The organism is Brucella sp. MAB-22, from assembly GCF_025908475.1.
In the GTDB taxonomy this organism is placed as follows: Bacteria; Pseudomonadota; Alphaproteobacteria; order Rhizobiales; family Rhizobiaceae; genus Brucella; species Brucella anthropi.
Map to the genome: position 1 here is coordinate 2,086,801 of NZ_CP109782.1, position 20,805 is coordinate 2,107,605.

Here is a 20,805-nt window from a genome sequence, read left to right on the forward strand (position 1 = left end):
CTCACCTCATCAGGACGCGCAGAGCATCGGTGGCGATCACCTGCTCCTCGTCCGTCGCAATGATGATCACCGGAATCCGGCTCGCGGCGCTTGTTATGATCGATTGATTGGCGGCGTTCGCGGCGGGATCGAGATCGATGCCGAGCCACATCAGTCGGCTGCAGATGTCGGCCCTGATCGCTGGTTGATGTTCGCCGATGCCGGCGGTGAACACCATGGCGTCGAGACCACCCATCGTTGCGGCAAGCCGAGCCGCTTCTCCGGCGACGCGCAGCGTGAAGAGATCCAGAGCCTCCCTTGCTTCCGGCGCCTCGCTCGCCAGAAGGTCGCGGCTGTCGGCGCTGATACCTGAAGCACCGAGTAGTCCGGAGCGGTGATAGAGCATATCCTCCAGAACTGCCACCGGCATCCCTTCCTGCGACAGCAGATGGAGAAGCACTCCGGCATCCAGCGCGCCGCATCGCGTCGCCATCGGCACGCCGTCGAGGGTCGAAAAGCCCATGCTGGTATCGACGCTGCCGCCGTCCTGCATGGCGCAGAGGCTGGCACCGGAACCGAGATGCGCAGCAATGACCTTGCCGCTGGCCAATTGCGGCCAATTGCGTGCGAGCTCACCTGCGATGAACGCGTAAGATAGTCCGTGAAACCCGTAGCGCTTGATCCCGCGCTCGTGGAGTGCTCGCGGGAGGGCGAAGCGGCGCACCAGGTCGGAATTTGTGCGATGAAAGCTCGTGTCAAAGGAAGCGGTCTGGCGAAGGTCTGGCCGGAGCCGCCTGATGGCGCGGATCAATCTAAGGGCCTGCGGTTGGTGCAGCGGCGCTAACGGAACAAGGGCCTCCATCTGACGTAGTGAACCTTCATCGACAAGCACCGGGCCTGAGAATATGTCGCCGCCATGCACCACGCGATGCCCGATCGCCGCCAGACAGTCGAGCCTGTAGTGCCCTGCCAGATGATTGAACGCTTCGCTGAGAACCTCGTCCAGTTCCTCGCCCGGTTGTGCCTTGAGCTCGACATCGACATGCTGCGACCCTTCCAGGAATTGGAAGCGCAGCGGCGTGCTTCGAAAGTCGATCATGCCCTTGCCGACAGGTTCGAGATGCCGCCCTTCCACGGAGAACAGGCCGATCTTGACGGTCGACGAACCGGCGTTGAACGTGATCAGCAGCTTGGCGCTCATGCTGCTGTCCCCGCCGCGAGCCGCTCGCTGCGGCCCACAAGCAACTTTGCGAGGGCTGCCGAAACGATCCGCGCGGCGAGCGGGTCGGAGCGGCTGGTCAGCACGATCGGCACGCGTGCCCCGAGCACGATCCCGGCTGCCGTTGCTCCGGCAAAATAGATGAGTTGTTTGGCGAGCATGTTGCCTGCTTCAAGGTCGGGGACCAGGAGGATGTCGGCTTTGCCGGCGACCTCGGAGACGATCCCTTTGGTCCGCGCCGCATCGATACTGATCGCATTGTCGAATGCGAGCGGCCCGTCGACGTACGCGCCGGTAATCTGACTCCGCGCCGCCATTACGGTCAGGGCGGCCGCATCGAGGGTCGCCTGCATCTTTAGATTCACCGTCTCGACTGCGGCGAGCACAGCAACGCGCGGCTTTTCGACGCCAAGTGCCCGCAGCAGACCGACTGCGTTCTGGCAAATGTCTCGCTTCTGATCGAGCGTCGGCTGGATATTGATCGCCGCATCGGTAACGATCAACGGCTTGCTGTAGGCGGGCACGTCCAGCGCGAACACATGGCTGATGCGGCGCTCGGTTCTCAACCCGGATCCCGGCGCGACGATGGCGCCAAGCAATTCGTCTGTATGCAGGCTGCCTTTGACAAGGACCGCCACCCTGCCGGAAACGGCAAGTTCCACCGCACGCGCCGCCGCGGCATGGCTATGCGGAGCGTGCTCGATCGCGATCCCGTCGAGGTCGGTTTTCGCGACTGCCGCCGCCGCCCGGATCTTGGCCTCGGGGCCGACAAGGAGCGGCTCGAACAATCCTCTTTCGCGGACTTCGACGGCAGCGAGTATTGCCTCGGTCGAGCATGGATGCACGATCGCCGCGCGTACCATCGGCAGTTCGCGGGCCTGCCGCACAAAGGCGTCGTATCGATCGCTGCGTGCCGTTGCGTGACCGGACGGTTGCGGCGTTGGCCACTCTATGGAATGGGCAGGCGCAATCACCGTCGCAGTCCCTGAGAGGACCTCTTCGCCCTTCTGGTTCGAGCATGTCGTGTCGAGGATCACAACCCGGTTTGCCGGCAGTTTCCTGGTGACGCGAACCGTCGCTGTGATCGTGTCGCCAGACAGGACCGGCTTCAGGAAGCGGAACTCCTGTCCGAGATAGGTTGTCCCGGGCCCGGGCAGTTGCGAACCCAACACTTCGGAAATCAGCGTGCCCGTCCATGCACCATTCGTGACGACGCTATTGAAGACGTGCATCGCCTCGGCAGCCGTATCCGGTGACGCATCGCCTTCGCCCGTTGCCATTGGCGGGTCGATCTCGCCTTTGTCCACGCCCGCGACCCGCACCAGAGAGGCCGTGTCTCCGAGCTCCAACTCGTCAAATGTTCGATTCCTCAGCCTGCCGGGAGCCACGATAGCCTCACTTCTGAAAAACATAGGTGCCGCGAGCACCGCAGAGCGGCGGAAATTCCGAGTCAGACGCGTCCATTTTTGGCGGAGGTACGCGTCCAGCCAGCGACTGCGCCGAAAGCCAGCCCTGCCATTCCTCCCACCAGGACCCCTCCTTTTGCATCGCTGCGCCAATCCATCATCCGGGCTGAGGCAGAGATCAGCCGTTCGGTTCAAGGCGACGCTATAGCGTCGACTACGATGACCGGGTTCGCTAACAATCCCGGCATTCTGGACGCGCTGGTCAACACGAAGGTGACATCCGTCGGGCGCCATGCGGGTATCGTGGCCGTCGCTGTGCGCTGAGAGGTTGGGCACGGCAAGTCCACTCGGAACTGTTTCAGTCATCAGCGGCGCGTTCGCGCGGAACTTAATCGCAAGATGTGTCGAGATCATTCGGGCCCAACTCAAGGATGGCCGCGATGACCATCCTGACGTCTTCTTCCAGCGCCGCGGCGTCTCCCTTCAGAAGAGGGTCGGCCTTGATCACGTCCTTAAGAATGCCAACACCCGCCAGAAACGCTGCGACCAGTGCTGCCCGCCTCCTCGGCACCATCGGGTGCTTGCTCACCAGTGGAGTAACGAAATCCTCTTCGAGGAACTCGTTGAGCACGCGCGAGGCTGCCGGGCTAGCGAACGATTGTATCACGATATCGAGTACCCGAATCTCGTTGGCGGCCTTCCTTGACAGGATCTGCTTCGTCAGAATTGAGGGCAGGCAGCCATCGTCATCGGCGAAGAGTTGCTCGGGTTTGCCGCTCTCCTTGACCGCCTCGTAGAAAAGTTTCTCCTTGGATCCAAAGGAGCGGTGGACGTAAGCCATGTCCACCCCAACGTCGGCCGCAATGTCGCGAAGGCCCGTATTGTCATAGGAATGGGCCGAAAAACGAAGGATGGCGGCTTTTAGAATGCGCTCGCGCGTCGTGTCGTTGGCATCCGGGCTTATGACTCGGTTGGGCATGATTTCTCCTATTGACCGAGTAGCAGGATTAGCTGCACAAAGCTTAACAGTCAACGCATGATGACTAGACTGAGTTCCCTGGGATGGGTGACGAATTCAGTATTATTGCAAATTCCGCAATAATTATTGAGGTTGCCGTCAATCCGGCAAAGGTCGTCGGGCTGCATTTGGCGGCAACGATAAGGCTGTCGACCGGTTCGATCGCCGGTCTGCCACGCATTGGATGCCGAGCTACCGACACCGCGCGATTTCAAGGGCACGCCACTCACTACTGCGCCCAGCTTTTCGAAAGCCGAGGAGAGCAAACGCCGAGACCGTCTGCCGTAGCGAACCCGAACGCACTCAGGGTGAACGAGTCGCCTTCACCAGACGGAGTATTATCAAACGACAGCAACGAAATCATCACCTGTTGACAAGGCGGTCAACAGGTGATGATATAACAAAATGCAACGTGTCCGTTTCGATGCGCATGCTTGTTGGGGGATTTCATGTAACCAACAATGAAGTGAGGGGCGATGAAAACCGGCAAGGCGAGAAGGCTACAGAATAGGTCTACACACGACGTCAGCATGATTTCATTCTATTTGATGAAATCATTATCATCGTCTTTAGCCGGTTTTTATTCTGGACGATATCGAGGAAGCCTCAAGGCGACATTGCGCCTCGTCCCAGAGCAAGCGACCTACCTTCGCAAACTGTCGACAATCGATCAGCCTGCCGAGATGCTTGCTGGTCGCGGCAGCAACATCCGCGAGTTTATGACGGGTTGGATAAGTGAAGGAAGGCACACGCCCAAACAGGGCATGGCCAATCTTTCGCCCGTCGGATGACCCCAGGTACATAGCGATCGATTGGTGCTCGGTGCCCTGCGTGCAGCGCCTTCGGTAGGGACACGTTAAACACCAGGCACAAGGCAGAGGCCGGTCATGAACCTCGATCGGCCGCGACACACGTCAATCAAGATAAGGTAGGTTTTTATGGTGAATACTCATTCCCAACATTCAAGCCCAACAACAAAAGAGTCTGACAGACTTTCCCTCGGTGACAGAAAAACTGGGTGGATGCAGTCGTGAAGTCCGCTAAAAATTGGATACTGACCGTTCTCGGTGTCGCGGTTCTCGCTGGCGGTTACTATGGCTGGCGGATGTATGACGGTACGGGCCTGCCGGCCGGGATCGTCGGCGGCAACGGCCGCATCGAGGCAACCGAAATCGACGTCTCCGCCAAGACGGCCGGGCGGATCAAGGAAATCCTCGTCGACGAAGGGAGTCTCGTCACCGCCGGACAGGTGCTGGCTCGCATGGACACCCAGCAATTGGAGGCACAACGGCGGCAAGCCGAAGCCTCTCGTCAACGCGCCGTGATCAGTGTGGATACAGCGAAAAGCCTGCTCGCCCAAAGGGAGGCGGAAAAAGAATCTGCTGCCGCGGTGATCGGACAGCGCGAAGCTGAACAGGATGCCGCCGAACGAAAACTTGCCCGGACCGAGCAACTGATCAAGACCAACGTGACCTCCCAGCAAACGTTCGACGACGACCGGGCGGCGGCACAGGGGGCGCGGGCGGCTACTGCTGCAGCCCGGGCTTCTCTTTCCGCTTCCGATGCGGCGATCGGCGCTGCGAAGGCCCAGATCGTCGATGCAGAGGCTGCCGTCATTGCCGCAGATGCGGCGATTGAAAGTATTGTTGCCGATATCGATGACAGCACCCTCAGATCGCCACGCGACGGGCGTGTGCAATATCGCGTCGCGGAGCCCGGCGAGGTCCTGGCCTCCGGTGGGCGGGTACTCAATCTCGTCGACCTCTCCGACGTTTACATGACATTTTTTCTCCCGACGGCTCAGGCTGGACGTGTCGCAATCGGTTCCGATGTTCGTCTCGTACTCGACGCAGCGCCGCAATTTGTCGTGCCGGCGAGCGTGAGTTTCGTGGCCGATGTCGCCCAGTTCACGCCCAAGACAGTGGAGACCGAGGAGGAGCGACAGAAACTGATGTTCCGGATCAAAGCGAAGATCCCGCCGGAGTTGCTTCGCGAACACATTCAGCAGGCCAAGACCGGTCTTCCGGGTATGGCCTATGTCCGGATAGACCCCAAGGCAGAATGGCCTGAACAGCTCACGAAAGCGCTCGTTCAATGACCGGGGAAACGCCGCGAGAGACGGAGGACCAGACGCAGACTGCGCCGGTCGCGAAGCTGGCGAATGTCGGCCTGTCCTATGGTAAAACCAGGGCCCTCGACAAGGTGAGCCTCGATATCCCGTCGGGCATCATGGTTGGCCTCATCGGCCCGGATGGTGTCGGCAAGTCCAGCCTGCTTAGCCTCGTCGCCGGCGCCCGTACGGTTCAGGAGGGCCGGATCGAAGTGTTGGGTGGCGACATTGCCGACGTGAGGCATCGCAACCGCACCTGCCCGCAGATTGCCTACATGCCGCAGGGTCTCGGCAAGAACCTCTATCCGACGCTGTCGGTGTTTGAGAACATCGATTTCTTCGGGCGCCTGTTCGGCCAGGACCAGGAAGAAAGGCAGCGCCGCATCAGCGACCTGCTGGAGCGGACAGGGCTTGCACCTTTCCCGGACCGCCCGGCCGGAAAGCTCTCCGGCGGCATGAAACAGAAGGTCGGCCTCTGCTGTGCGCTGATCCACGATCCCGATCTCCTCATTCTCGATGAACCGACCACGGGCGTCGATCCGCTATCGCGCCGGCAATTCTGGGAACTGATCGACGACATCCGAAGCGAGCGTCCGGGAATGAGCGTGATCGTCGCGACCGCCTACATGGAAGAAGCCGAGCGCTTCGACTGGCTCGTCGCGATGGATGCCGGCCGCGTGCTTGCAACTGGAACGCCCGCCGAATTGCTGTCCCGCACCGGAGCCGCCAATCTCGACGCCTCTTTCGTCGCCCTCCTTCCGGACGAAAAGCGACAGGGCCATCACGAGGTCGTCATCCCGCCCCGACCCGATAGAGGGGAGGCGGAGTTCGCGATCGAAGCCGAGCACCTGACGATGCGCTTCGGCGATTTCACGGCGGTCGACGATGTCAGCTTCCAGATCCCGCGCGGCGAGATTTTCGGCTTCCTCGGCTCGAATGGCTGCGGCAAGACCACCACGATGAAGATGCTGACCGGTCTCCTGCCGGCAAGTGAGGGAACCGCGAAACTGTTCGGACATGAGGTCGATCCGAACGATATCGAGGTCCGGCGAAAGGTTGGCTACATGAGCCAGGCCTTCTCGCTCTACACCGAGCTGACGGTTCGTCAGAACCTTGATCTGCATGCCCGCCTGTTCAACTTGCCGCTCGAAAAGATCCCGGCGCGCATCGCCGAGATGGCCGCGCGCTTTGATCTCACCGAGATCATGGATGCGTTGCCCGACGCGCTGCCGCTCGGTATCCGGCAGAGATTGTCGCTCGCCGTGGCAATGATCCACGCCCCGGACATCCTGATCCTCGACGAGCCGACTTCCGGCGTTGATCCGGTCGCGCGCGACGGCTTCTGGCAGATTCTATCCGACCTGTCGCGCAATGAAGGGGTGACGATCTTCGTCTCCACCCATTTCATGAACGAAGCGGAGCTGTGCGACCGCATCTCGCTGATGCATGCCGGCAAGGTTCTGATCAGCGACAAGCCTCGTGCCATAGTGGAAAAGCGGGGCGCGGCGACGCTTGAAGAAGCCTTTATTTCTTATCTCGAAGAAGCAATTGGCGAACAGGCTTCACCTGCGCGAGCACCCCAGGCGCAGCGTGAGGAGGAGGAGGCGGATGGGGCGGCGCCGCCCCGAGCCCCATCTGCCCACTCTGCCTTCAATCTGCGCCGCATGCTGGCCTATACGCAGCGCGAGGCGCTCGAGTTGCGCCGCGATCCGATCCGCGCAATGCTTGCCGTTCTCGGCAGCGTCATCCTCATGTTCGTCATCGGCTACGGCATCAACTTGGATGTCGAGAACCTGTCCTTTGCCGTGCTCGATCGCGACGATACCACAGTCAGTCGCGACTACACGCTCCAGATCGCCGGTTCCCGCTACTTCACCGAAAAGGCGCCGATCACCGACTACAACGACCTAGACCGGCGCATGAGCAATGGCGAGCTCAGCCTGGCGCTGGAGATTCCGCCTGGGTTCGGACGCGATGTCTCGCGTGGCACAAAAGTCGAGATCGGCGCCTGGATCGATGGGGCTTCGCCATCGCGCGCCGAGACCGTCCAGGGCTACGTGCAGGGCATGCATCAGACCTGGCTGACCCAGAAGGCGCGCGAACTCTACGGCGACGCGGCGACGATCGGCCAATTCCAGATCGCGCTCAGATATCGCTACAATCCGGGCGTCGACAGTCTGATCGCCATGGTGCCGGCTGTCATTCCACTGCTCCTGATGCTGATCCCGTCCATGCTCGCGGTCCTGAGCGTCGTCCGCGAAAAGGAGCTCGGCTCAATCGTCAATTTCTACGTGACGCCGGTGACGCGCTTCGAGTTCATCATCGGCAAGCAACTGCCCTACATCGCGCTCGCCATGCTGAACTTCGCCATGCTGACGGCGTTTGCGGTGTTCGTGTTCGGGGTGCCGCTGACCGGGAGCTTTCTCACGCTCGCCCTGGCGGCCTTCCTCTACGTCATCATCGCGACCGGAATCGGACTTCTGATTTCGAGCTTCATCAGCAGCCAGGTCGCCGCCATCTTCGGCACGGCCCTCATCACCATAATCCCGGCCGTCCAATATTCGGGGATCATCGACCCCGTATCGTCGCTTCAGGGGATGGGCGCCTATATCGGCCAGATCTATCCTGCAACCTATTTCGTGACGATCGCCCGTGGCACTTTTTCGAAGGCGCTCAACTTCAACGATCTTGCAACCTCCTTCATTCCTCTCCTGATCGCCATTCCCGTTCTTACCGGAATGACCGTGGCCTTCCTCAAGAAACAGGCGGCGTGATCCATGCGACTGGCCAACGTCATTCAACTCGGCGTCAAGGAATTGCGGGCGCTTGCACGCGATCCGATGCTCGCCGTCCTGATCGTCTATGCCTTCACGCTGTCGATCTACACCGCCTCGACGGCAATGCCGGAGACACTCAACAACGCGGCGATCGCGGTCGTGGATGAGGATCAGTCTCCTGTCTCCTCACGCATCTTGACGGCATTTTATCCGCCCTACTTCACGATTCCAAAAATCATCTCGCAGCACGAGATGGACCGCCGCATGGACAGCGGCCTTGATACCTTCGCCCTCGACATCCCGCCGAACTTCCAGCGCGACCTGCTCGCCGGCAAGGCGCCGACGATCCAGCTCAATGTCGATGCTACCCGGATGACCCAGGCCTTCAGCGGCGGCGGGTACGTCCAGTCGATCGTTTCGGGCGAGGTGAATGAATACCTCAACCGTTACCGGGGAAATACGACTGTCCCCGTCGATCTGGCGCTGCGTTCCCGCTTCAACCAGTCGCTCGACAAGGGGTGGTTCGGGGCAATCAACAACGTGATCTCCTCGATCACCATGCTCGCGATCGTTCTCACGGGTGCTGCCCTCATCCGCGAGCGTGAGCATGGCACGATCGAACACCTGCTCGTCATGCCGGTCACTCCGACCGAGATCATGGTGAGCAAGATCTGGTCTATGGGACTTGTGGTGCTTCTTGCCTCGACCGTTTCGCTTGTCTTCGTCGTGCAGGGCCTTCTCAAGGTGCCGATCGAAGGTTCCTTGATGCTGTTTCTGGCAGGCACGGTGCTTCAGCTGTTCGCCACCACTTCGCTTGGCATCTTTCTCGCGACGGTGGCCGGTTCAATGCCACAGTTCGGTCTTCTCCTGATGCTGACCCTGCTGCCATTGCGCGTCCTGTCGGGCGGGGTGACGCCGCGCGAGAGCATGCCGCAGATCATCCAGGACGTCATGCTCGTCGCACCCGATACGCACTTCGTCATGCTGGCGCAGGCGATACTGTTTCGAGGCGCGGGCCTGGATGTCGTCTGGCCTCAGTTTCTGGCGTTGCTGGTTCTTGGGGTGGCGCTGTTCTTCTTCTCGCTGCGCCGTTTCAGGGCGTTCCTGCGCTAGCCCAGCGGTCAAGCCCGAGCTGTGCGCGCGGCATCCTGGGGCAAGGATTGACGATCTGGTTGTAGGGCGATGGCGCGATATGAGCGCAACGGTTGAACCTGCGGCCATGCAATTCCCGTCTGCGCGTTTGGGCGGGAAGTCGCCCGCGTGCCTATCGGGATTGCCGCGCATAATCTCGATCGCATGAGGGGGAAACAGGTGCGCGCCCCGTATAAGCTGCAAGAGCCGGGAAAAGCGAGCGGCGCACATGCAGGCACAGGAATTGGCAGCGCGATGGCAGGAGATGGAACTCGAATGGGACGCGCTCGCGTTGCTAGTCAGGCGGACTCTGGGCACCGGCATGGTCGAACCCCGGGCCTATAACAAGGTTGCTGATGACAAACTCCTGTTCTGGTCTGCACAAGGAGACCGGAGAGCCTTCGACGAAATCGTTGTTCGTCACGGTGCGTTTGTTCTAAGTGTAGCCAGCCGCATAACCCCGAATTTTCGCGATGCTGAGGACATTGCCCAGGAGGCAATGATCAAGGTGTGGAAGCACGCTGGCCGCTTCAACCCAAAGCGCGCTCAGTTGAGAACCTGGCTTTACCAGATCGTCGTCAATCTCTGTATTGATCGCCGCCGCCGTAAAGAGCCGGAGTCCCTTCCAGACAACTTTGATGCTGTCGATCCAGGAGCCGCAGCAGACGAGATTTTGACGAGTACCGAGCGCGATGCCGCCCTCGCTGCAGCCATACGCGCATTGCCCGCGAGCCAACAGGCCGCGATGATACTCGTCTACGAGGAAGGCGTATCGGGTGCTGAGGCGGGACGTATTCTTGGGCTATCGGCCAAAGCAATAGAGCGTCTGCTTGCCCGCGCCAGAACGACACTTCGTGAGCGGCTGCTGGCAGAGCGTGATAAACAGGGAGAATAAATATGTTGAAGATCGAACGTTTTACATCTCTGGCGCGAAGTTACGGATCAAATATTGATCTCTGGCCTGTAGAGGTGCAGGCCGATGCGTTGTCTCTGCTAAAAATCTCGAAAGTGGCGCGTACCGTTCTTGCGGAGGAACGCTTGATGGATGATGTGCTCGCGGCGGCGCGCAGGCATCAAGAGATTTCCCTGTGGTCGCCGGGCGAACGCAATGCCGCCCTGGTGCGCCTGAGAACGAACGTCGCTGCGCGAATAGCGCCAGCACCATCCGGGCCGATCCCGTTCGGTGCACGACTTTTTGCGCATGTTCGCGGGCTATGGCCCGATTTGAATTGGATCGGTCTTTCCTCCGGTAGCGGAATAGCAGTGGCCGCGGGACTGTTCATCGGGATGCACTCCCCGAACTTACCCGCCTCCGGTGACCTGCTTTCCACGCTTCAGGTCGCATCGATCCCAATTTTCGCGGAATGAACAGCAATATGGTTCAGAAACAGGTTGGCACAAGAAAATGGCTGCGAATTGCTCTTCCCCTATCACTCGTTTTGAACATGTTCCTCCTCGCTTTCCTGGGGGGGCAAATGCTGCGTGCGACACCGGAGGTTCCAAAAGGTGTTGACCCTCTTGCTCGCATTCTGGCTGTTGCGGAAGCGACCCTTTCTGCTTCTGACTTCAAGTCATTCCGCCAGACTCTTCTCCAAGAAGAACCGCGATATGCGCGAGCCGTAAAGAACGTTACCCAGGCGCGGCAAGAAATGCTGAAGCAGATATCTTCTGACCAATATGATCCTGTCGCAACACTGACGGCCCTCAGTGCAACGCAGTCCGCCTGGACGGAGTTTATGGACGCAATCGGCGGTCCGTTGGTGGATGCGATAGGTCAAATCTCCCCGGAAGGAAGACGCAAGGTGCTTGGCGATCAAAATGCAAAGGGAATACTGCGTGTTCCCTAACAAGGGGCGATCCGACGGGGGCTAGACCCATCCGTTATCGCGTGATCGCCTTCTTTTTAAGAAGTTAGTGAGGACTGTGTGAAGTGCTCGCTTGCGGAAGTACGGACTGTCGCGGCAGCAGACGCACATTCCAACCCGATAAATTGAATGTATGCTTGAGGATTCCCAGCCGGATCGGCAGCGGCGGCATATCTGATCCATCCTGATAAACCTCGCCAAAATGCTCTTCCAGAAACGGCCAGACGATCGTCTGCGCCAACTGGACCAGCTCGCGCTGCATGTCCCTCCCTTAATGTCGCTCACCAGAAGATCTCAGGTCTGCATAGCAGCTCCAAAAAAATGCAGCGGGAGTGTCGCATCGGGGGGCGCGCTTCGTATCAGTAGCAATTCATCCATTTGGGGAAGCTGCTCATGATCGAAAAATACCGACCTAGACCCACCGCAGCGGCGGCGCGAACAGGGGCGGCTTGCCCCCGGCGCCGATCGATCATGGAACAGGCCTATCTTTCAGAAAGTGCTGTTGCCTCGAGCGCTTGGCAGCAGGCCGGATGGCGATTGCCGTTAGCCCGATTCCACGTTGTGGCTAAGAGAAACAGTCACGGAGATCGGCGCTCTACTCAGGATTACAGGTGACGGACGATGAGAAAGAGGAGCGGTTTTATCTGTCTCACCCTGATTCTGTTCATCGGAATATTCGGCTCGGTCAGCGCAGTTGCCCACGAGCGGGCTTCTACGATCCCTTGGGAAAACGAACCCATCGAGGCCGTTTGTTTCCCAACGGATAACGAAAGGCCGGATGCCGTGTGCGTCACTCTTTATGCCGATCAGGACGGATACGAGCTGTGCGTCGCCGACATGATGGCTTCAAGGGAGAGATGCGTCAGCAATTACCCCTCTGGCGATCCGGAAGATGAAGGCCCGGAAGACAATCGTTGGAGCGTGTTCGATCTGTAAAGGTCCGAGCGCATTCCACAGGTGCTGTTGAGTGCCCAGCACACAGGATCGATCACTTCAAAAGGAGAAATGACATGAACAGAAAAATGTGGATCACGCGTCGCTATGTGCTTGGCGCATTTGCGGCAATGTTGGTGGCCGTGATGTCCAGCCCCGCGTTGGCGGCAACGAGAGGCGCGACAGTCTCCAGCGTCAACCTGAGGGCCGGCCCGGGGACATGGTATCCAGTCGTCATGACAATGCCGCCCAGTGCAGCTTTGACCATCTATGGATGTCTCGACGCGGCCTCCTGGTGCGACGTCTCGTGGGGAGGCGCGCGCGGCTGGGTTTCTTCGAACTATGTCAGTGTTTATTATCAGGGTCAGACAGTAGCTCTTTCGCCGGCGCTCATTCCGATGATCGGATTGACCGTTGTCGCCTTCAATCAGGCTTACTGGAATACCCACTATGCCGCCCAGCCCTGGTACGGAAGCTGGAGCACGTATTATCGTACCGGGCCGGCTTACGGTGGCGCCGCGCGAGGTGGCTGCGTTGGAGCTGCATGCGGTGGTTCCGCTGTTGTTCGCGGCCCTAACGGCGGCGGCGCAGCAGTACGAGGAGTATGCGGCCCGGAACGCTGCGCCGGTGGCGCAGTCGTGCGGCAACCTGGTGGCGGACTCGAGTTCCACAGGGGCGTAATGCAGCGTTAAGACGAACCTCGTTCCGGTTCGGAGACGAACACGCGCCGGCCGTTCATATCCGGATCGCTAGCTATGACGCAAGCCAGGCCGAGGCGGATCACCGCCTCGGGATTTTCGTTCAAAAGCTGAGGACCATTCTGCCGGTGAACAAAACACCTGACAGCGGGCCATGCACATGAGGTGAACCTTGGATACTCGTGCAAATAGCCAAGCCCCGATTTCCGGTCCGTCCCAAGCGCCTCGGAGGCGGTCTTCCAATATTTGGTTGCGCGGCCTGGTGGCTTGCGTAATGGCACTCGTCCTCGCCGCCTGTGCGACAACGCCGCCACCGTCTGTAGCTCTGTCTTCGTCGGCGTTTCTGCGCCCGACCTCGGACAAGACGAAACCTTATGCCTACCGTCGTCCGGATGTGAATTTCGCAGCCTATGTAAGCATCATTATCCCACCCACAGCGATCTACGCCGGGCCGGACGCACAATTCGGCAAGATGTCGGCCACCGACCGGCAGGCACTCGCCAGCTACATGCATCAGGAGTTTTCCAAGGTCCTCGGCCGACGCCTTCAACTCGTTGCACAGCCCGGACCAGGGACGTTGCGCGCCAGGCTGACGCTGACCGGTGCAGAAGCAAGCACACCGGTGCTATCCACCGTTTCGCATGTTCTTCCGGTCGGCCTCGTCGTCAATGCGGGCGCTCAGGCCACTGGCGGTCGTGGCACATTCTCCGGCTGGGTGTCCTATGCCGTCGAGATCGAGGATGCCCAGACCGGCACCCTGCTCTACGCACATGTTGCGAGCAGGAGCGCCAACGCACTCGACATCACGGCCAATTTCGGGGGGCTCGACGCGGCGAAGGCCGGGGTGCGCTCGGCGGCGGACCAACTGGATAAGGAGCTGGCCGGCGGCACCAGATAGCTGAGGACGCCAACTGTGCCAGCCGCTTCACTCAAAGCGGCTGGAAGCGTCCTGACGTCAAAACCTAACAGACGCGGTGGGCCAGAAGTTTACCGGTTCAAAGCCGCGCAGACGATTGCAGGAGATCATACTCTGACTGGTAGTTATTCAAAGAAGCACGAACGACATGGTGCCGGCAGGTATACGCATCGGAGTCGCCTTTCCACCATTCAATTCCGCATGATTGGTCTCGGTTTGATCGGCCTGTTGCTTGCCGCATGCGACGACAACGCCAAGACAACAGCCGCGCCACCGCAATCGGTCCGTGTAGTTCACGCTGCAATGATCGAGCATCAGCGCAGCACAGGTGTCACAGGCGAGATACGAGCGCGCATACAGACCGACCTCGCTTTCCGCTCTGCCGGCAAGGTCATAGAGCGGCGGGTGGATGTCGGTTCACACGTGCATGCCGGAGATGTCCTGGCACGGATCGACGACACCGAGCAGCGCGCGGACGTGGAATCCGCTGAGGCTGGTCTTCTGGCGGCGCAAGCGACACTCAATCAAAAGAACCTCGCGTTTCAGCGCTATCAGACATTGGTGGAGACACGCGCCATCGCCCAGTCGACCTACGACCAGGCGAAGGAGGAACTGGCAACGGCAGAAGGGTCGCTGGAATCCGCCAAGGCGTCCCTGGCGATCGCTCGCGATGCACTCTCTCACACCGAACTCAAAGCCAATGCCGACGGCATCATCACGGCGCGAAGCGTCGAGGTGGGCCAAGTCGTATCAGCCGCACAAGCTGCTTTCTCGCTCGCCCATGACGGTCCGCGCGATGCGGTCTTCGATGTCTTTGAAGCATTTTTCCTGGCGGGCCCACCGGGCGACGAAGCGACCGTGGCACCGGTCTCGAATCCTGGCGGCGGTATCCCTGCAAAGGTGAGAGAGGTCGCGCCGGTCATCGATACGACGACTGGAACGATCCGCGTGAAACTGGCGCTCCCCGATGATATCCAGTGGTCCCTTGGAACTCCCGTAATAGGCACTTTTCATACGCCTCCGGACACTGCAATCACACTGCCATGGAGTGCGATGGCGTCAGACGACGGGAAGCCCGCGGTGTGGATCGTGGATGCAACAACACGAACCGTCGCGCTTCGCCCCATCACTGTCGCAAGTTACCGGGCAGGCGAGTTCACTGCTGCAAAAGGGATTTCCGCACAGGAACTTGTCGTTACGGAAGGCGGCAAGTTCCTGCGCCCCGAGCAGGTCGTGAATTGGGAGGGCGACTGACATGAAGCGTCCCTCCCCGGCCATGCTGCTCTTCATTGCGACGGTCTGCGCCTCCTCCTTGTCCTATCATTCCGCTACTGCGGAAAACGCACCGCCACGACCGGTAGTCTGGATGAACGTCGCTGCCGATCGTTCCGAAGCCATGGGTTTCGCCGGTGTGGTTCAGCCGCGCGTGGAGACTGAACTCGCCTTCCGGGTTCTTGGCCGTGTCATCGCACGGCGGGTGGAGACAGGCGACGTCGTCAGGAAGGGTGACATTCTCGCGGAGATCGACCCGCTCACGCTGCAACTCACCGTGATCAGCGCCCGGGCCGATCTCAGAAATGCGAATGCCCAGCTGGAGAATGCCGCGATCAACGAGCGACGCAAGCGCATGCTCACTGCTACCAATACGGCCAGCGCCGCCGATCTCGAACTGGCCGAGCAGGGCCTCAAATCGGCAGAGGCGAATGTCACGCAAGCGCAAGCCAATCTGGCAAAAGCCAACGAGCAGCTCGGCTATGCACGATTGGAGGCTGACTTCGACGGCGTGATCACCTCGACCTCCGTTGAAGTGGGCCAGACCGTTACAGCCGGACAGTCCGTCCTGAAACTTGCACGCCTCGATCAGCGCGATGTCGTCATCGACGTTCCTGAGGCGCAGGTTTCGTTTATCCGTTCGTCCACCCATATCGACGTAACGCTGCAACTCGACGACCGCTTGCGGACATCCGGGCAGGTACGCGAAATCGCTCCGCAGGCCGATGCAGACACCCGAACCTACAGGGTGAAGATCGCCCTGGACAAGGCGCCCGACGTCTTTCGCTTCGGTGCGGTCGTAACCGCCACATTCACAGACGGCGGGCAGGCTCACGACGTCGTGCTGCCCCGCTCGGCTATCGTCGAGAAGGACGGCGCCCCCGCCGTCTGGGTCATCGATCCGCATGCCCTGACCGTGTCGTCCCGCGCCGTTCTCCTGGATCATACCGGGCCGGAAGACCCGATGGTGCGGGTCGATTCAGGCTTGAATGCGAATGAGGGAGTTGTGGTTGCGGGCGTCAGCGAACTTCAGGAGGGACAAAAGATCAGGCTTGGACAGGAGTTGCACCCATGAAGAATTTCAACCTTTCGGACTGGGCGCTCGAACATCGTTCCTTCGTCTGGTATTTCATGATCGCCTTCGCGGTCGCCGGTATGTACGCTTATCTCAACCTCGGACGGGAGGAGGATCCGTCCTTTACCATCAAGACGATGGTGATCCAGGCCCAATGGCCGGGCGCTTCTGCCGAAGAGGTCACCCAGCAGGTCACCGATCGTATCGAGAAAAAGCTCCAGGAGCTCGACAGCCTCGATCGGACGCGGAGCCTCACGACCGCCGGCAAAACCACGATCTTCGTCGATCTTCTTCCGACGACCAAGGCACGCAATGTCCCGGCGACATGGCAGCGCATCCGCAACATGATCGGCGATATCCAGCAGCAGTTTCCGTCCGGCGTCGTCGGGCCGTTTTTCAACGATCAATTCGGCGATGTTTACGGAAATATCTTTGCCTTCACCACGGAAGGCTTGAACCAGAGGCAGTTGCGCGATCTCGTCGAGGATGCCCGCACCAAGGTCCTGACAGTGCCGAATGTCGGCAAGGTCGACATCATTGGCGCTCAGGACGAGGTGATCTATCTGGAGTTCTCCACCCGCAAGATCGCAGCGCTCGGCATCAATCAATCCGACATCGTCGAAACCCTGCAAAAGCAGAATGCCGTCACCCAGTCGGGCTTCGTCGACGCCGGGCCGGAGCGCATCGCGCTACGCGTCGGTGGCCGCTTCATCTCCGAAGATAGCCTCCGGGCGATCAACCTGCGCGTCAACGATCGCTTTTTTCCGCTGACGGATGTTGCAACCGTCAAACGTGGTTACGTCGATCCTCCCTCGTCGCTGTTCCGGTTCAACGGCAAGCCGGCGATCGGGCTTGCAATCGGAATGAAGGCCGGTGGCAATCTGCTTGAGTTTGGTCACGCTCTTGACGAGATGATGGAGCGCATCGTCCAGGATCTGCCGCTCGGCGTGTCCGTCGATCATGTCTCCGATCAACCAGCCGTGGTCGATGAAGCCGTTTCCGGCTTTACCAGAGCCCTGTTCGAGGCGGTCGCCATCGTGCTTGCCATCAGCTTCATCAGCCTTGGCCTGCGCGCCGGGCTGGTTGTGGCGATCTCCATCCCGCTGGTGCTCGCCATCACCTTCATGGTGATGCAATATTCCGGTATTTCCCTGCAGCGCATCTCGCTCGGTGCTCTCATCATCGCGCTCGGTCTTCTGGTCGACGACGCGATGATCGCCGTCGAAATGATGGTGGCCCGCCTGGAGGTCGGTGACACTCTGCGCAAGGCTGCGACCCATGTCTACATATCGACTGCCTTTCCGATGCTGACCGGCACGCTGGTCACCGTCGCAGGCTTCCTGCCGATCGGTTTCAACAACAGCAACGCCGGCGAATTCACCTTCACGCTATTCGTCGTACTCGCGGTTTCGCTGACCGTGTCCTGGATTGTCGCCGTCCTGTTCACCCCGCTGCTGGGCGTGACGATCCTGCCGAAGACGATGAAAAAGCACGAGGAGCACAAGAGCCGTATGGGCGCCGCCTTCTCATGGCTGCTTCAGCTCTGCCTTCGCTTTCGCTGGGTGACCATCATCGTAACAATTGCCGCGTTTGGTCTGTCCGTTGCCGGCATGTCGCTGGTTCAGCAGCAATTCTTTCCCGCGTCCGACCGTCCGGAGCTTATCGTCGACTGGAACCTGCCGCAAAACAGTTCTATGGCCGAGACGAGCCGGCAGATGGCGCAATTCGAGCGGGAAAAGCTCACCGGCAATCCCGATATCGATCACTGGTCGAGCTATGTCGGCAGGGGCGCCCCGCGCTTCATCCTGTCCTTCGACGTCCAGCCCGACGATCCCACCTTCGGCCAGATCGTCATCGTCTCGAAGGGTATTGAGGTCCGCGACCGGCTCAAGGCCGACCTGCAGGCCTATTTGCTGAAAACCTTCCCGGGCACCGACGCCTTCGTCAGGACACTGGACATCGGCCCGCCGGTGGGCAAGCCAATCCAGTATCGCATCTCCGGTCCCGACATTCAAAAGGTCCGCGACCTGGCGCAGAAGACGGCTGGTATCGTGATGTCGCACCCTTCCCTGACCGGCCTCGTCTTCGACTGGAACGAGCCGGCGCGCGTCGTGAAGGTCGACGTCCTTCAGGACAAGGCCCGGCAGCTCGGGGTCTCGTCCGAAGATATCGCGACCGCCCTCAACGGTGTCGTCCAGGGTGCGACCGTGACACAGGTCCGCGATGCCATCTATCTGATCAATGTTGTCGGACGGGCAGAAGCGAAGGAACGCGCCTCCATCGACAGCCTGCTCGACCTCCAGCTGCCAAACTCCAGCGGCAAATCCATCCCGCTCTCTTCCGTGGCCAGATTCGATTACGGCCTGGAACAACCGACGATCTGGCGGCGCAACAGAATACCAACGATCACGATCAAGGCGGGTGTTCGCGACAACCTGCAGCCTGCCACGATTGTCCGGCAGCTCGATCCGAAGATAGAAGAACTGAAGGCCTCTTTGGAACCGGGATACGATATTGCCATCGGCGGTACTGTCGAGGAGAGCGCCAAGTCCCAAGCGCCGATCATAAGCGTGGTGCCGGTCATGATTTTCGTCATGACAACGCTTCTGATGACGCAGCTTCAAAGCTTCCACAGGTTGTTCCTTGTCTTCTCGGTCGCTCCACTTGCGCTGATCGGCGTCGTTGGCGCGCTGGTCTTGAGCCAGGCGCCATTGGGTTTCGTCGCAATCCTCGGCGTGCTCGCCCTGATCGGTATCCTCATCCGGAACTCGGTGATCCTGATCGTCCAAATCGAAGACCTGCGCACAACAGGAATCCCGCCGTGGCAGGCCGTCGTCGAGGCGACGGAGCATCGGATGCGACCGATCATGCTGACGGCCGCCGCTGCGACCCTGGCGTTGATCCCCATCTCAAGAGAGGTGTTCTGGGGACCGATGGCCTACGCCATGATGGGCGGCATCGTCGTCGGAACCGTCCTGACCCTGCTGTTCCTTCCCGCTCTCTATGTGACCTGGTTCAGGATTCCCCGCGATGTCGAACACAATTGATTCCACGGCATCGCTGCGACGGCTTTCGTCACTGGATGCCGTTGCCGCCCGAAAAGCCTGCTTACGCAATTCACGCGCGTGGCGAAGGCGCATCATATTGTTTCCGCTCCTTCTTTCCATGCTCGGCGGCTGCGCTGGCCGGCCGGAAAATGTCCTTCAGCCCGTGGCTTTGACGACGAACGACACAAGCCGCGTCGACATGCTGGTCGCGACCACCCGAAAACCCGCCGCAGATCCCGGCGAGCTTTATTCCGGAGAGCGCGGAACGGCGATCTCGCTCAACAACCTCACCGTTTCCATCCCGCCGGATGATGGGCGGAAGATCGGGGAGGTCCAGTGGCCGAAGCGCGTGCCCCCCAACCCTGCGAAAGAGTTCGCCGTGCTCAAGGACGAGAAGGTGATCTCAGAGCAGCAGGCGCTCAACTGGTTTCGCAAGAACCGGAATGCAAAGCGGCAGGTGATCATCTTCGTGCATGGCTTCAACAACACCTATGCGGATGCCGTCTTTCGTTTTGCCCAGATCACTCATGACGCCGGAACCGATGCCGCTCCGATCCTGTTCACCTGGCCCTCCCGCGCCAGCGTTCTCGGCTATCTCTACGACAAGGAAAGCACGAACTATTCACGCCGTGCCCTGGAGGATTTGATCATCCAGGCTGCCCGCAGCCCTGACGTCGGCGATATCACCATCCTTGCCCATTCCATGGGAACATGGCTGACGGCCGAGGCTCTGCGCGGGATCGCGATGCGCGAAAAGACGATCCCGGCGAAGGTCCGCAACGTCGTGCTGGCGTCGCCCGATATCGATGTCGACGTCTTCCGCCGCCAACTCATAGAGATGGGACCGAAGCGGCCGCAGTTCACCATTTTTGCCTCGACACGCGACCGGGCGCTTGAGGTATCGAGATGGATCTCCGGCGGAGTCAACCGTGTCGGCGGTGTCGATACCACCGCTTATACCGGCGTGCTGAAGCAGCTTGGGATCACGGTGATCGATACCAGCACCGTGCGTTCCAAGGACGCCCTCGGCCACAACGCCTTTGCCGATAGCCCGGAAATCATCGGGCTCCTGGGGAAACGCCTGGCTGGTCAATCCCTCGAGGGCGGTCAGGTGACATTGGCCGATCACGTCGGGATGGCGGCAATCGGTACGGTCAATCTGGCCGGCTCCGCGGCGAGAACTGTCGTTGCAGCCCCGATGTCGGTGGTCAGCCCCGAAGCACGGAAGATCTTGCAACAGGAACTATCCGGGACATCAGGGGGCCTCGTCAATGGACAGATCGCTTACTGAACGTCAGCGAGGCTGTATCATTCGCTTTACTATGAAGGGAAATCGGCAATGAACACCATTCAGGCAAC

The 20,805-nt window shown here is 60.1% G+C and carries 19 protein-coding genes and 1 pseudogene; 16 read left to right on the plus strand and 4 right to left on the minus strand.

Annotated elements, in window-relative coordinates; genetic code table 11:
* Nucleotide 1 precedes the first annotated feature (1 nt).
* Both OHI65_RS19600 and OHI65_RS19605 read right to left on the minus strand, forming a co-directional pair.
* Nucleotides 2-1,180, minus strand: a complete 1,179-nt coding sequence (locus OHI65_RS19600; protein WP_097141128.1) for an acetate/propionate family kinase — start codon at nucleotides 1,178-1,180, stop codon at nucleotides 2-4.
* Entirely contained in the window at nucleotides 1,177-2,610 is a 1,434-nt protein-coding gene (locus OHI65_RS19605; protein ID WP_097141127.1) for a bifunctional enoyl-CoA hydratase/phosphate acetyltransferase, read from the minus strand. Before OHI65_RS19605 ends, OHI65_RS19600 begins: the two co-directional genes overlap by 4 nt.
* Nucleotides 2,611-2,664: 54 nt before the next feature.
* Between OHI65_RS19605 and OHI65_RS19610 the strand changes: the two genes are divergently transcribed.
* Nucleotides 2,665-2,928 carry a hypothetical protein gene (locus tag OHI65_RS19610; RefSeq protein ID WP_256886443.1) on the plus strand — a complete coding sequence of 88 codons (264 nt, stop codon included), beginning with the start codon at nucleotides 2,665-2,667 and terminating at the stop codon, nucleotides 2,926-2,928.
* A gap of 64 nt (nucleotides 2,929-2,992) precedes the next feature.
* Here OHI65_RS19610 and OHI65_RS19615 read toward each other — a convergent pair whose 3' ends face one another.
* Nucleotides 2,993-3,583 carry a TetR family transcriptional regulator gene (locus OHI65_RS19615; protein WP_125301468.1) on the minus strand — a complete coding sequence of 197 codons (591 nt, stop codon included), beginning with the start codon at nucleotides 3,581-3,583 and terminating at the stop codon, nucleotides 2,993-2,995.
* Nucleotides 3,584-3,666: 83 nt separating this feature from the next.
* Between OHI65_RS19615 and OHI65_RS19620 the strand changes: the two genes are divergently transcribed.
* From OHI65_RS19620 to OHI65_RS19655, 8 genes are all read left to right on the plus strand, one after another.
* Nucleotides 3,667-3,996, plus strand: coding sequence for a hypothetical protein (locus tag OHI65_RS19620; RefSeq protein WP_125301470.1), 330 nt, complete (start codon nucleotides 3,667-3,669; stop codon nucleotides 3,994-3,996).
* Between the two features lie 102 nt (nucleotides 3,997-4,098).
* Nucleotides 4,099-4,413 (plus strand): hypothetical protein, encoded by a 315-nt coding sequence (locus OHI65_RS19625; protein WP_125301472.1) that lies wholly within the window; start codon nucleotides 4,099-4,101, stop codon nucleotides 4,411-4,413.
* A gap of 239 nt (nucleotides 4,414-4,652) precedes the next feature.
* A complete protein-coding gene (locus tag OHI65_RS19630; protein ID WP_235824438.1) occupies nucleotides 4,653-5,720 on the plus strand; it encodes an HlyD family secretion protein in 1,068 nt (355 codons plus the stop codon).
* On the plus strand, nucleotides 5,717-8,506 hold the full coding sequence (gene rbbA / locus OHI65_RS19635) for a ribosome-associated ATPase/putative transporter RbbA (RefSeq protein WP_264358776.1): 2,790 nt from the start codon (nucleotides 5,717-5,719) through the stop codon (nucleotides 8,504-8,506). The genes OHI65_RS19630 and rbbA overlap by 4 nt, the downstream gene beginning before the upstream one ends.
* A gap of 3 nt (nucleotides 8,507-8,509) precedes the next feature.
* Complete coding sequence (locus OHI65_RS19640; RefSeq protein WP_125271078.1) at nucleotides 8,510-9,622, plus strand: ABC transporter permease; 1,113 nt, start codon at nucleotides 8,510-8,512, stop codon at nucleotides 9,620-9,622.
* A 247-nt stretch (nucleotides 9,623-9,869) separates the two neighbouring features.
* Nucleotides 9,870-10,535: a sigma-70 family RNA polymerase sigma factor gene (locus OHI65_RS19645; RefSeq protein ID WP_125301476.1), complete on the plus strand. Its 666-nt coding sequence runs from the start codon at nucleotides 9,870-9,872 to the stop codon at nucleotides 10,533-10,535.
* A gap of 2 nt (nucleotides 10,536-10,537) precedes the next feature.
* Nucleotides 10,538-11,008 carry a hypothetical protein gene (locus OHI65_RS19650; protein ID WP_097143275.1) on the plus strand — a complete coding sequence of 157 codons (471 nt, stop codon included), beginning with the start codon at nucleotides 10,538-10,540 and terminating at the stop codon, nucleotides 11,006-11,008.
* A gap of 8 nt (nucleotides 11,009-11,016) precedes the next feature.
* Nucleotides 11,017-11,487: a periplasmic heavy metal sensor gene (locus tag OHI65_RS19655; RefSeq protein WP_097143276.1), complete on the plus strand. Its 471-nt coding sequence runs from the start codon at nucleotides 11,017-11,019 to the stop codon at nucleotides 11,485-11,487.
* 136 nt (nucleotides 11,488-11,623) lie between these two features.
* Here OHI65_RS19655 and OHI65_RS19660 read toward each other — a convergent pair.
* Nucleotides 11,624-11,770: pseudogene (locus OHI65_RS19660) on the minus strand (IS5/IS1182 family transposase); the annotation flags it as partial.
* Between the two features lie 356 nt (nucleotides 11,771-12,126).
* On the opposite strand from OHI65_RS19660, the gene OHI65_RS19665 reads away from it, so the two are divergent.
* The 7 genes from OHI65_RS19665 (at nucleotide 12,127) to OHI65_RS19695 (ending at nucleotide 20,737) form a co-directional block, all read left to right on the plus strand.
* Nucleotides 12,127-12,441 carry a hypothetical protein gene (locus tag OHI65_RS19665; protein ID WP_235824439.1) on the plus strand — a complete coding sequence of 105 codons (315 nt, stop codon included), beginning with the start codon at nucleotides 12,127-12,129 and terminating at the stop codon, nucleotides 12,439-12,441.
* 74 nt (nucleotides 12,442-12,515) lie between these two features.
* Nucleotides 12,516-13,130 carry an SH3 domain-containing protein gene (locus OHI65_RS19670; protein WP_097143278.1) on the plus strand — a complete coding sequence of 205 codons (615 nt, stop codon included), beginning with the start codon at nucleotides 12,516-12,518 and terminating at the stop codon, nucleotides 13,128-13,130.
* 280 nt (nucleotides 13,131-13,410) lie between these two features.
* Nucleotides 13,411-14,034, plus strand: a complete 624-nt coding sequence (locus OHI65_RS19675; protein ID WP_235824440.1) for a DUF3313 domain-containing protein — start codon at nucleotides 13,411-13,413, stop codon at nucleotides 14,032-14,034.
* A gap of 219 nt (nucleotides 14,035-14,253) precedes the next feature.
* On the plus strand, nucleotides 14,254-15,306 hold the full coding sequence (locus tag OHI65_RS19680; RefSeq protein WP_097143279.1) for an efflux RND transporter periplasmic adaptor subunit: 1,053 nt from the start codon (nucleotides 14,254-14,256) through the stop codon (nucleotides 15,304-15,306).
* A 1-nt stretch (nucleotide 15,307) separates the two neighbouring features.
* Nucleotides 15,308-16,399: an efflux RND transporter periplasmic adaptor subunit gene (locus OHI65_RS19685; RefSeq protein WP_235824441.1), complete on the plus strand. Its 1,092-nt coding sequence runs from the start codon at nucleotides 15,308-15,310 to the stop codon at nucleotides 16,397-16,399.
* Nucleotides 16,396-19,446 carry an efflux RND transporter permease subunit gene (locus OHI65_RS19690; RefSeq protein ID WP_097143280.1) on the plus strand — a complete coding sequence of 1,017 codons (3,051 nt, stop codon included), beginning with the start codon at nucleotides 16,396-16,398 and terminating at the stop codon, nucleotides 19,444-19,446. The genes OHI65_RS19685 and OHI65_RS19690 overlap by 4 nt, the downstream gene beginning before the upstream one ends.
* A gap of 118 nt (nucleotides 19,447-19,564) precedes the next feature.
* On the plus strand, nucleotides 19,565-20,737 hold the full coding sequence (locus tag OHI65_RS19695) for an alpha/beta hydrolase (RefSeq protein WP_097143296.1): 1,173 nt from the start codon (nucleotides 19,565-19,567) through the stop codon (nucleotides 20,735-20,737).
* The last annotated feature ends 68 nt before the right edge of the window (nucleotides 20,738-20,805 follow it).

Excerpts from the sequence above, each read along its gene's own strand:
- OHI65_RS19600 (WP_097141128.1), bottom strand. The coding sequence starts at position 1,180 with ATGAGCGCCAAGCTGCTGATCACGTTCAACGCCGGTTCGTCGACCGTC.
- OHI65_RS19605 (WP_097141127.1), bottom strand. The coding sequence starts at position 2,610 with ATGTTTTTCAGAAGTGAGGCTATCGTGGCTCCCGGCAGGCTGAGGAAT.
- OHI65_RS19615 (WP_125301468.1), bottom strand. The coding sequence starts at position 3,583 with ATGCCCAACCGAGTCATAAGCCCGGATGCCAACGACACGACGCGCGAG.
- OHI65_RS19620 (WP_125301470.1), top strand. The coding sequence starts at position 3,667 with ATGGGTGACGAATTCAGTATTATTGCAAATTCCGCAATAATTATTGAG.
- OHI65_RS19625 (WP_125301472.1), top strand. The coding sequence starts at position 4,099 with ATGAAAACCGGCAAGGCGAGAAGGCTACAGAATAGGTCTACACACGAC.
- rbbA (WP_264358776.1), top strand. The coding sequence starts at position 5,717 with ATGACCGGGGAAACGCCGCGAGAGACGGAGGACCAGACGCAGACTGCG.
- OHI65_RS19640 (WP_125271078.1), top strand. The coding sequence starts at position 8,510 with ATGCGACTGGCCAACGTCATTCAACTCGGCGTCAAGGAATTGCGGGCG.
- OHI65_RS19645 (WP_125301476.1), top strand. The coding sequence starts at position 9,870 with ATGCAGGCACAGGAATTGGCAGCGCGATGGCAGGAGATGGAACTCGAA.
- OHI65_RS19650 (WP_097143275.1), top strand. The coding sequence starts at position 10,538 with ATGTTGAAGATCGAACGTTTTACATCTCTGGCGCGAAGTTACGGATCA.
- OHI65_RS19655 (WP_097143276.1), top strand. The coding sequence starts at position 11,017 with ATGGTTCAGAAACAGGTTGGCACAAGAAAATGGCTGCGAATTGCTCTT.
- OHI65_RS19665 (WP_235824439.1), top strand. The coding sequence starts at position 12,127 with ATGAGAAAGAGGAGCGGTTTTATCTGTCTCACCCTGATTCTGTTCATC.
- OHI65_RS19670 (WP_097143278.1), top strand. The coding sequence starts at position 12,516 with ATGAACAGAAAAATGTGGATCACGCGTCGCTATGTGCTTGGCGCATTT.
- OHI65_RS19675 (WP_235824440.1), top strand. The coding sequence starts at position 13,411 with ATGGCACTCGTCCTCGCCGCCTGTGCGACAACGCCGCCACCGTCTGTA.
- OHI65_RS19680 (WP_097143279.1), top strand. The coding sequence starts at position 14,254 with ATGATTGGTCTCGGTTTGATCGGCCTGTTGCTTGCCGCATGCGACGAC.
- OHI65_RS19685 (WP_235824441.1), top strand. The coding sequence starts at position 15,308 with ATGAAGCGTCCCTCCCCGGCCATGCTGCTCTTCATTGCGACGGTCTGC.
- OHI65_RS19690 (WP_097143280.1), top strand. The coding sequence starts at position 16,396 with ATGAAGAATTTCAACCTTTCGGACTGGGCGCTCGAACATCGTTCCTTC.
- OHI65_RS19695 (WP_097143296.1), top strand. The coding sequence starts at position 19,565 with ATGCTCGGCGGCTGCGCTGGCCGGCCGGAAAATGTCCTTCAGCCCGTG.